Genomic DNA, 10348 nt, shown 5'->3' with positions numbered 1-10348 from the left:
TTCATACGACCATCAGAAATCAACTCGTATCCCACCTGGAGCATCTAGAGATTTTTTATAAAAATGCATATCTTCCTATTATGAAAAGCGGCTTTGACCGCTACAGGCGGATGAATCGTTTGGGCGTAGCTAAATGAGACTACGAACGTGTCACAAAAGCCTCATGGGCTGCGGAAATTAGGCACTACGTAGAGCACCGAAAACGCAATCGGCAGGATGGTCTTTAACAGCAATACGGTCTCGGAGGATAGGTTTTTATCTTATCCTTAACGTCATCGAAGATGACATTGAAGCTGTGCAGCAGGCGCTCCGTTTGCAACATTTGATCGTGAAGGATCTCAAGCAGGACAGCACAAACTACTGCCTGCCCAAGGATAAAGATAAAGCCTTCGAATCTTGAGGTTGTTTTCTCCAGCACGACCAAACCCGCTGACGATATCGGCAGGGCGAGCATTTTGCCGTTGATGTCGCCCGAAGCTTCAATAGAAGTGATTTTTCGTTATGTCGTGGGGCGGTGGCGAGACTCGTCCGACTGGCGTACTGTGGACCATCGGCGGCGATGGGGCCAAGAAGGGTCGCCTCATAAACTTGGCTTGAACTCTTGCTGTGTGGATAGCCAGTTAACTGCGTACTCACTGCGTCGTCAATTTGAGCCGACCAAGTGCCATCTCTAATCCAACCCACACGAATTCGTCGCTCTCAAATACCCAAAGCTTCCAAATTCCTATTTCTTACTGCGCTCAAGACAGCCATCCGGTCTTCTGTACCTGAATCCATATCAGGTACGGTGCCATGCTCCAGATCCTTACCCACATTAGCGAAACGCGGCGCTGGCTGTTTTCACTGCTACTGTTCTTGTCAACTGCGTCCCACGCGGAGACGTGGGTCATTACAAACCGAGCACATCCAGTATCCGCACCTTCTGGCGCTCGCGTCATCTTCCTGGATGATCAGCAGCGCCTTGAAGAACAACTTTCCAACCAACTACCCGCCGATCCACGCCAGGCAGAAGCGGCCATTCAACGCTACCTTGTCAGCCCTGCAGGGAAGCATCTGCAAAACGAGTTGGCCCAAGCCCAGCAGGGCGTCATAGACGCCTGGAGCCTGCGAGTCGAAAAACTCCCAGCCGTGGTCGTAGATCGTCGCTACGTCGTGTACGGCGAGCCTGACGCAGCTAAAGCCGTCGCGTTGATTGAACGAGCACGGAGCCTGTCACGATGAGACGCTCACGTTTTGCGATCCGGCCTTTGTCGCTGGCTATCACTTTCAGCCTGTCATTCAGTGCATCGGCTGCGATCAACTCGGCAGCGATTATTGCCTCGACCCTGTCACCAACCTGCCTGGAGTACAAAGTGGTCGGCATCTGCTATTGGCTGCTCTGCACGCCATTCGGATGCAAAGTCAAAACCTCGACCAAGGTTCGTCACTACGTACCGGACGCTGTGGTGTCTGCATATGCGAATACCGGGATGAACCCTTGGATAGAGATGTCACCTCTTGGCACCCCGAATCCGATGGCCCAAGCGGGCAACGACGGCACTACCAATCACGTTGCAGAGAACAACATCATCAAATTTAAGGAAGCCGATGTCATCGGCCATCCAGGTGGTGCGGCGTTGAGTCAGTTTGCCAGCGCCTCGGGCTATGTATGCAAAGGCGCAACCTTACCGCTTGTGCCTTACTTTCTGAGCACCCTTGACCCCATTGCTTGGCGATACGGCGTCCCGGAATCCGTATACCCCGAAGCACTCATTCCGGGCATGCGCGAAGTCGGTAGCCTGCTCTCAGCAAGCAGCTGGGGGAACGTCTACCCGCGTAGCGGCTTCCTTAACCAGACTGACGACTACAAAACGGGCGCAGTTATTGCGCAGCGTGCCGGCGACGTGGTTACCCGCCCAGGCCAGGTCCATGTCTACTTGCCGATGCTCGCCCTTCCCTACCCCGGTTACTGGCCCGCAGGGCCGCTACGCGAAGGTGACGCCTCCACTGGTAAGTGGCAAGAGCTCACCCCAGTCCTCAACCCGACTTGCGCAACCTTTCCCACCATCGATCCGAACATCGATGCGCAGGATGGCGGCTACGCCTGGGCACTCTGGCGCCCTTATTCGTGTTGCCAGCGTCGAGGACAGACCTTCCTCGGCAGTACGGACTTCCAATGAAACAGCGATCGGAGCAAAGCATGAAACTCACTACCTTGGCGATAGGGCTCGCCTGCAGCCTCAGCAGTGCAATAGCGCTCTCTGCTGATCCAATCAACGTCTCCTCCTCCGGAAGCGTCATTGGGGACAACGTGCTGTATAGCATTGGCGGCGGCAACGCAGTCACCATGGGGAGCGCAGGCAACATGGATAGTATTTCTGTGGGAGGCGGTTGGAATACCAATCTAATCTGCGGAAACATGAGCCTGAGCACAACCCTTGAAAACCAATTGAATGGTGCCACTTCCGGCTTCAAAAACATCATGAGCTCGGTGGTACAGAGCGCCACCAGCGCCGTGGCTTCGCTGCCGGCACTGATTCTTCAACGTGCGAACCCGGCGCTATACAACCTCATCACCAACGGCATTTTGCAGGCCCGCCTGGACTTCGACCGCTCCAAAGGCACCTGCCGCGCCATTGGCGAAAAGATGGCGGATATCGCCGGTAACCAAATGGGCTGGGGCAAGCTTGCTGAAGGTCAGGCTATGAGTCAGGCGCTAACATCCAACACAGACGCAGTGTCGGCGGTGGAACAAGTCGAAAAGAAAGGTGGAAACGATGGCGTCACTTGGGTTGGTGGTGATAGAGCAGGTGGTTCCGGTCAGAAGCCAATTCGTATCGTAGGCGACGTCACCAAGGCGGGCTACAACCTTCTGAACAAGCGCGCGGCCGGCGACACCGCATCCATCAGTAAAGCGAACTGCAACAACGGCATGGTGTGCAATGTCTGGTCATCGCCCCAGGAAGCCACCACCTTTGCCAATCGTGTCCTGGGTGAACAACAACAGCAGACCTGTGACAGTTGCCCTAAAACGGTGACAGCCGCAGGCGTCGGCCTCACGCCGCTGATCCAGGAAACGTACGACACCAAGCTGAAGGCCCTGCAGGAACTGCTGAGCGGAAGCAAAACGCTGTCGCTAGAAAACCTGGAAGCAGCGAGCAGCAACTCGTTACCCATCACCCGAGGCGTTGTAGCAGCACTCAAGGATGAGCGCGACCAGGACGTACTCGCTCGCCGGCTTGCCTCCGAAGTCGCGTTGTCCGATGTGTTGGAGAAAGCTCTGACCCTACAGCGCACCTTGATGGCAGGCAGTCGGGAACCGAACGTCGCGGCTAATGACCTCGCCGTCCAGGCAGTCGGCCAGCAGAGCTCCTCGCTGCAACAGGAGATCGGCAACCTCAAAATGGAACTGGACATGCGTCAGCAGCTCGCGAAGAACTCGCCTCTGACCATCATTGAACGCAGCAAAGCACGGGCAGAAGACTCTCGTGGCGTGTCCCCGGGAGCCCCAGAAACGAATCGATTGGACCAGTTGCAGTCACCCGCCCAGAACAAACAGTGAGAAAGGCCATGACCGAAATACAGGAGCCTGTCGCCGCTCCCAACCGTTCGCTGGTTCGACGAACCGGGAGGAGCATTCTGCTTGTTCTGGGTGTTTTGCTCGCGACTGCCGCCCTCGTAGTCCTACTCAGCGCTGTCCTGATGAACATGTTCGACAGCGCCGAGCAATGGCAAGCCTGGCGCACCGACCACTATTGGCCGCTCTTTACCTGGCGCCTAATGCTTTATATCGCACTGACCGTTGCCTGGTTCAAATTCAAGGTACGGTTATCGAACTCAGAACGCTCGAAACGGCGCAAAGGCCTGTTGAAGATCGAGATAATGGTGATCTTATTATTTCTGATGGTTGAACTGAGCAAGGTGCTGTATCAGGCAGGGGGTGTTCTGTGACGCTCTACACCAATGACTATTTAGAGTACTACCTGACGTTGGTCGGTTGGATCATCAACAATGGTATCTGGGCGATGATTTCAGATACCGGTCTATTCGCCCTCCCCTTCTGCATCATCGTTATTCGAGAGTGGCTGAAAGTCCGTGGTGAGGGGGCCGATGAGGGCAACAAAGGCGTTCTCTCACTGGCACGTATCGAAACCAATATCTACGTTGGCTACATCGTAGTCGCATTCTTCGCTGTACCAGCCGTCAATGTGAGTTTTGATACCTTGGCATTTGACCAGAGTAGAGCTCAGCAATGTCAATACAACTTACCTAAACCCACAGACACAGGCTGGAACACAACATTCAGCTCACTGGCAGGAAAGAGTGCCCAGATGCCCATGTGGTGGGCATTAATGCATGCATTATCAAAGGGATTAACCAATGGCGCTGTAGCAGCAATTCCCTGCGGGACTGATTTACGGCAAGTACGCATGGAAGTTAGCAACACCAAGATCAACAACCCGCTATTGGCTCAGGAAATTGGCGACTTTACGCACGATTGCTATGGACCCTCCCGTGCCAGATTATTCATGCGCCAACCCGAATTGGGAGCGCAAGGGAATGACCCTCGTTTTGCGCAGGAACTCAGCTGGATTGGTTCGCACTATTTATTGAACACCTCGGGTTATTACGACACGGACTACTCCAAAACTCCAAGGGCATCATGGCCCTATAACGCATCTCGTGATGTGGGTTTACCACAAGTGGGTGGAGGTGGGGGCTATCCAACTTGCAAACAATGGTGGTCAGATAGCGGAGTGGGACTGCGGGACCGTATCAAGGCTCAAGTGTCGCCGGACCTCATGACCAAAATGCTCGGCTGGGCAAAGTGGTTGTCCCCGGACGAAGTCACTGACTCGCTTGTCCGGCAACTGGTCTCGCCGTCGAACCAGGTGAAAGGGGATGTTTATACGGACTACGGGGGACAAATCGACGGAACTGTGTGGAATGGTGCAGCCCGGGCAGCGGGGACTCTCGGGGTTGCATTAGGATCTATGGCCTATTTTCCAGCGATGGACATGGTTCGCCAGGCGCTACCGATGGTCATGGCGTTCTTGAAAATGGCGATGGTGATTTGCATTCCCTTGGTGCTAATCGTCGGGGCTTACCAACTAAAAGTGGCCATGACTATGTCCGTTGTTTTTTTCGCTCTGATATTCGTGGACTTTTGGTTTCAACTGGCTAGATGGGTCGATACCACGATATTGGACGCTTTATATGGAGCCGGTTCTCCGCATTTATCATTTGATCCTGTGATGGGTTTGAACACTGCCACCCAGGACGCAATCTTAAACTTCGTGATGGGCTCGATGTTCATCATCCTGCCAGTGTTTTGGATGGGCGCGCTGGGATGGGCAGGGGTGAGCGCAGGAAAAGCATTGGAAGGCCTTACCAGCGGAACAAAAGATGTTCAAAAGGCAGGTCAGGAAGGGGTGAATACTGTCAAACGTAGCGTTATGTAACGTAAGGGTCTCATATCATTGATATGAGACCCTTAATCATCGTCGTCTACACGTTGACCAGCAACATAGTACCCATAGCCATCGGGGCCATAGCATTGACCATACTCTATCTGGTTTCTGCGAGGCGTAGGTCTGTGATTCAACGCCCAGAGCCCTCCACCCAAAACCAAGGTAAATACTGCAACGCTGATAATCCCGCTGAAAATGTCTGCAGAAAAATATAGGAGTACGGCAGCCACAACCAGACGCTTGACCCAACGCAGGGTACGGTTCTGACTGCACCAAACGAGGCGCGCAGCCTGACCCAGGCCATAGCCTAAGCGACTTGCTACTCCCTGAGAGGTCTGTGCGGTCATGGTGCGTCTCCTTCTTACCCGGTCTAGGGGCGATTTGACATTACTTATAATACCGATTTTTCTATGCTGCAAGATCATGAGACAAACGGCCTTTGCCTTCAGCACCAGATGCCCCCCTTTCACAACAAAAATGGCCCAAAAGGTAAAAGGTTTTGTAGAAGCGAATGGAATGGTTCACAAGGGTAAAAGCCTTACCCGAAAGGGCCGCTTTCAGCGGGAAAAAGGTCCAATCTCATCAACGCATCTCGCGAGTCGAATAAACTTCAACTAACTCGTCTTCTGTAAAATTACTAAGCAAAGAAAAGTATTCAGCTCTGGACTCAACCGTCAACGGTTGGATAGAACCTAAATTAATAAGAGTTGAAACAGCCTCGTCAGGAGTCATTTCGCTAGTAAGTGGGGCTCTCTGCCCAGAGTAATAAACCTTGTCAGACGCAATAGCTACATCCAGCAGTTCACGTACTTCACCATAACGAGCGGAACGCGCAGCGGTTAGAAACACTCCATCAAAAATGACCAAGACGCTATCAACGTGAGGAATAATATATTTAGCTAAGGCGACAACCAGAGGAAGGTTGTTGTCCCACCTTGCTTCCTCATCATCAAGATCATTCCCTACACTAGCAAAAAGAATGATCTCATCACACTTATTGTCACGTATCAAATCACAAAGTGCCCAAACATTATCTGAGGTTGATTTCGTAGCGTAGCGAAGTGAAACCATCATTTTTTCCTCACATAGTCGATCTGCGGCCCCGTGCCCTTAGACCGAAACGACGATAATTCTGCATTCCTTTCTCCGTCACCACCATAGAAAGATGGCTCTTCGCCAAAAGAAATACCCGAGGCAACCAGTGATCCTTTCCCCTTGCTCGCCCCCCCTTTGATAGGAGAAAAGCCTGCCCCATGAATCATTTACGGAGCAGGCGATGTTCTCTATTTTCCGCCGCAATAAAGCGCTACCCGCCCAAAGCCCCTCCCCTAACGGTTTTATACAGCCGGCCTCTAGCCAAGCACTACTGGCATCGCCGCGCCGTCAGAAACTACTGGAGAACATTTGGCAGCGCGCATCGTTATCTCGCTCACAGTTTGTCGAGCTCTATAGGCGTCCACTTGAGCGCTACGCGGAGTTGGTCCAGCAGCTCCCTGCTTCGCAAAACCACCATCATGCACACCCTGGCGGCATGCTGGATCACGGGCTTGAAATCGTCGCCTATGCCTTGAAAATTCGACAGAGCTACCTGCTTCCTATAGGCGCACCGCCGGAGTCTCAATCAGCACAGGCTGAGGCCTGGACTGCCGCCGCGGCTTACGGCGCTCTGATACACGACCTCGGCAAGATCGCCGTCGACGTGCACGTCGAGCTGGCAGGAGGTAAAACCTGGCACCCGTGGCACGGCCCAATCGATCGTCCCTATCGATTCCGTTACGTGAAAGGACGCAACTACCAACTTCACGGAGCCGCTGCCGCACTGATCTACGCGCAGATCCTCTCCTCAGAAATCTTAGATTGGCTCAGTAATTTCCCCGAAGTGTGGTCGCAGTTAATCTTCATTTTGGCTGGTCAGTACGAACATGCCGGCATTTTGGGAGAGATCGTGGTCAAGGCCGATCAGGCGTCCGTCGCACAGGAGCTCGGTGGAAATCCAGCCCGCGCGCTGTCCGCGCCCAAACAGTCTTTGCAGCGTCAATTAGCAGATGGGTTGCGTCACCTGGTCCGAGATACATTCAAACTGAATCAACCCGATGGACCGTCAGATGGATGGCTGACACAGGATGCTCTTTGGCTGGTTAGCAAGCCTATTGCTGATCAATTGCGAGCCTATTTGCTGACCAAAGGCGTTGAAGGTGTACCCAGTACGAATGCGCCTTTCTTCAACATGCTGCAAGATCAGGGGGTAATCCAAACCAATGCCCAAGACAAGGCAATCTGGAAAGCCACGATAGACAATGGTCGTGGCTGGCGAAACACCTTCACCCTGCTGAAGCTCTCACCGGCACTGATCTGGAATGATCCAAGTGATCGGCCCACAGCTTACGCTGGGACTCTTGAGGTAGAAGCTGGCAACCCGGTAGAAGACTCTGCAGCTGAAAATACCGTCGCCACACCGGCCAAAAAGTTGCCTTCGGAAATTCAATCCAGCCCTGTGCCGGCGCCTTTAGCACCGGCACAGCCATCACCGTTCGAACTACCTCAGCATTCCTCGAGCAGTACAGATGAATTTGACGAGCTACTGGCGCTCCTTGGTAACATCAATGAGCCATCAGAAGACACCAAAAACAAAGCGGTCTCAGCGGCACATACCGCGCCTCCGAAACTGGATGAAATCCAGCCTTCCCAAACCTCCAATCAAGGAGGTGCGCCTTTAGCAATAATCGAAGAAGTCACTCCGATGCCTAGCAATAACACCGAGATCGGTCAGGGATTTGTTGAATGGCTTAAGAAAGGCATCGCATCCCGGACCATCATTATCAACGATACCAAAGCGCTGGTTCATACCGTAGCAGGGACCGCTATGCTGGTAACGCCTGGAATTTTCAAACGCTACGTCCTTGAATTCCCCCATATCGAACAGCAAGCCAAAGTACAGCAAGTCAGCGCCTGGCAGCTGGTTCAACGTAGTTTCGAGAAACAGAAACTTCATCGAAAAACGCATAAGAGTTTGAATATTTGGACCTGTGACGTTGTTGGACCTCGAAAATCCAAGCAGCTCAAGGGGTACTTACTACTAGACCCGCGAACAATCTTCTCTGAGGTCCCTTTCGACAATATCAGCCTGTCCTTGAAGTCAGAAGCAACGGAGCCGCCACAATGACGACGCCCTCGAATCTGACGGAGGAATACATCTTTGCCCATGATCTGCGGCCTGCCAGTGCAAAGATCTATCGCGCCTCGACCAAAGCACTACTCAAGCATTTCCGAACGGCCTCAGTTGAGGAGATCGATCATCGTGCGGTTCTGACATGGCGAAAAAAAGTCCTTGAGAACGGATTATCCAAACGCAGCTGGAACACCTATTCAAATCACCTTCGAACTGTTTGGGGCTACGCCATAGAACACGGCCTGATGACCCATACCACGATCAACCCATTCAAGAAAACCAGCGTTATCCCACCAAAGCGAGCCAGCAAGACAATCAATGGAGACGCCATCCAACGAGCACGCAACTGGCTCATATCCCTTGTAGGCCAAGAACGTTGTACGCATGAACGTAGCCAGATCACACCTGCCTGGTTCTGGCTCAGCGTCTTCGAGATGTTTTATTACACAGGCATACGTCTGAATGCCCTGCTGTGCCTGCGTTACAAAGATATCGACTGGGACAGCCAGATGATCTTGGTCCGCGGTGAAACAGAGAAGACCCATCGGGAGTTTTTCCTCCCCATTATGGAAGGACTCGCTCCACACTTATCCAGGATCTTGGGGGAGGCCGAGAAAATCGGTTTTTCACCAGACGATCAGCTGTTCAACGTCAACAGATTCTCTCGTCACTTCCATGGCAAGGAAATGAACATCGACCAGGTGGAGTCAATGTACGGCAAGCTCACCGATAAGATCGGCGTGCGCATGACCCCTCACCGCTTCAGGCACACATTAGCAACAGACTTGATGAAGCAGCCTGAGCGAAACATTCATCTCACGAAAAGCCTGCTGAATCATTCGAATCTAGCGACAACGATGAATTACATAGAGGCGGACTACGACCATATGCGTGCTGTTCTACATGAGCGGAGTCGGGCTCAGGGCGCTCTGAGCCGAGTGACACGGGTTGATCCAAGTGGCAAACCCTCTGCCCCCTTACCCGCCAAAATAGGTGTGCATTCACAGGAAACCGCTCAACCAGAGCCCAAGAAGCTGCCAGCTCCACAACAATCTAGCAGCACAGAGGTCAGTATTGATCGGCGGACCAAGTCGACTGGCCGAAGCGCGCTACAGAAGGCTCTCGAGCTCGCATCTGCGCAACTGCATCGCGAGTCAATGACATGCTCTATGGACCCACCAGTAGATCAAGTAGAGCAGAGTCTACTATTGACGCTAATGGCGAGCGGGCTTGGTGTCGGCACATTCAGGAAACGCACCTCAACTGAGCATTCAATGCGAAGCTCATCATTTTCCAGAGCATCGCCCTAGTACGCTCATAATCAAAGCGCACTGGCTATAGGGAATTCTGGTTGGCCAGAGGCTTTCGCATGCCCGGAATAAAGAACCAGGTCGAAATCCGGATTTTTTCCAGACGAACGGTACGACTTTGCTCAAGGCACAAAAAAAGGCGTCATAAAGACGCCTTTTTCATTAAATATGGTCGGGGTAGGGGGATTCGAACTCCCGACATCCTGCTCCCAAAGCAGGCGCGCTACCGGACTGCGCTATACCCCGGAATGCGCATCGCAAAGCCTATGCACATTGACATCATGACGAACCGAAACTACTGTTCGCCTCAGACGGCTGCATGTCTACGGCGATATCTAAGTGCTGTAACACTTTCCAAAACCGTAAAACCGCCTCTATCAGAGCTAGAACCTCTGATTCTAAGATTTGATTCCAGCGTC

Annotated in this window: 9 protein-coding genes and 1 tRNA gene; 7 read left to right on the top strand and 3 right to left on the bottom strand. The window is 52.8% G+C overall.

Features of this window, described 5'->3' with window-relative positions:
• Positions 1-792 precede the first annotated feature (792 nt).
• From A7D21_RS33080 to A7D21_RS33060, 5 genes are read left to right on the top strand one after another with little or no spacing between them, the layout of a single operon-like run.
• Positions 793-1221: a TIGR03757 family integrating conjugative element protein gene (locus A7D21_RS33080; protein ID WP_008432865.1), complete on the top strand. Its 429-nt coding sequence runs from the start codon at positions 793-795 to the stop codon at positions 1219-1221.
• Positions 1218-2159 carry a TIGR03756 family integrating conjugative element protein gene (locus A7D21_RS33075; protein ID WP_008432863.1) on the top strand — a complete coding sequence of 314 codons (942 nt, stop codon included), beginning with the start codon at positions 1218-1220 and terminating at the stop codon, positions 2157-2159. Before A7D21_RS33080 ends, A7D21_RS33075 begins: the two co-directional genes overlap by 4 nt.
• Before the next feature lie 20 nt (positions 2160-2179).
• Positions 2180-3541 (top strand): integrating conjugative element protein, encoded by a 1362-nt coding sequence (locus A7D21_RS33070; RefSeq protein WP_024073345.1) that lies wholly within the window; start codon positions 2180-2182, stop codon positions 3539-3541.
• 8 nt (positions 3542-3549) lie between these two features.
• Positions 3550-3930: a hypothetical protein gene (locus A7D21_RS33065; RefSeq protein ID WP_008432858.1), complete on the top strand. Its 381-nt coding sequence runs from the start codon at positions 3550-3552 to the stop codon at positions 3928-3930.
• Positions 3927-5441 (top strand): conjugal transfer protein TraG N-terminal domain-containing protein, encoded by a 1515-nt coding sequence (locus A7D21_RS33060; protein WP_008432856.1) that lies wholly within the window; start codon positions 3927-3929, stop codon positions 5439-5441. The genes A7D21_RS33065 and A7D21_RS33060 overlap by 4 nt, the downstream gene beginning before the upstream one ends.
• A gap of 32 nt (positions 5442-5473) precedes the next feature.
• Here A7D21_RS33060 and A7D21_RS33055 read toward each other — a convergent pair whose 3' ends face one another.
• Both A7D21_RS33055 and A7D21_RS33050 read right to left on the bottom strand, forming a co-directional pair.
• Positions 5474-5797: a hypothetical protein gene (locus A7D21_RS33055; protein WP_008432855.1), complete on the bottom strand. Its 324-nt coding sequence runs from the start codon at positions 5795-5797 to the stop codon at positions 5474-5476.
• Between the two features lie 235 nt (positions 5798-6032).
• Positions 6033-6521, bottom strand: a complete 489-nt coding sequence (locus tag A7D21_RS33050; protein ID WP_019821334.1) for a hypothetical protein — start codon at positions 6519-6521, stop codon at positions 6033-6035.
• A 205-nt stretch (positions 6522-6726) separates the two neighbouring features.
• Here A7D21_RS33050 and mobH point away from each other — a divergent pair, with 205 nt between their 5' ends.
• A complete protein-coding gene (gene mobH, locus A7D21_RS33045) occupies positions 6727-8613 on the top strand; it encodes a MobH family relaxase (protein ID WP_008432854.1) in 1887 nt (628 codons plus the stop codon).
• Positions 8610-9929: a tyrosine recombinase XerC gene (gene xerC, locus A7D21_RS33040; RefSeq protein ID WP_008432853.1), complete on the top strand. Its 1320-nt coding sequence runs from the start codon at positions 8610-8612 to the stop codon at positions 9927-9929. The genes mobH and xerC overlap by 4 nt, the downstream gene beginning before the upstream one ends.
• Before the next feature lie 169 nt (positions 9930-10098).
• Here xerC and A7D21_RS33035 read toward each other — a convergent pair.
• A tRNA-Pro gene (locus A7D21_RS33035) sits at positions 10099-10175 on the bottom strand.
• Positions 10176-10348 lie beyond the last annotated feature (173 nt).

It is taken from the genome of Pseudomonas sp. AP19 (genome assembly GCF_001728855.1).
GTDB classification, from domain to species: domain Bacteria; phylum Pseudomonadota; class Gammaproteobacteria; order Pseudomonadales; family Pseudomonadaceae; genus Aquipseudomonas; species Aquipseudomonas fluorescens.
Note: the sequence above shows the minus strand (reverse complement) of the source record. Positions and strands in the feature narration are given on the sequence as shown.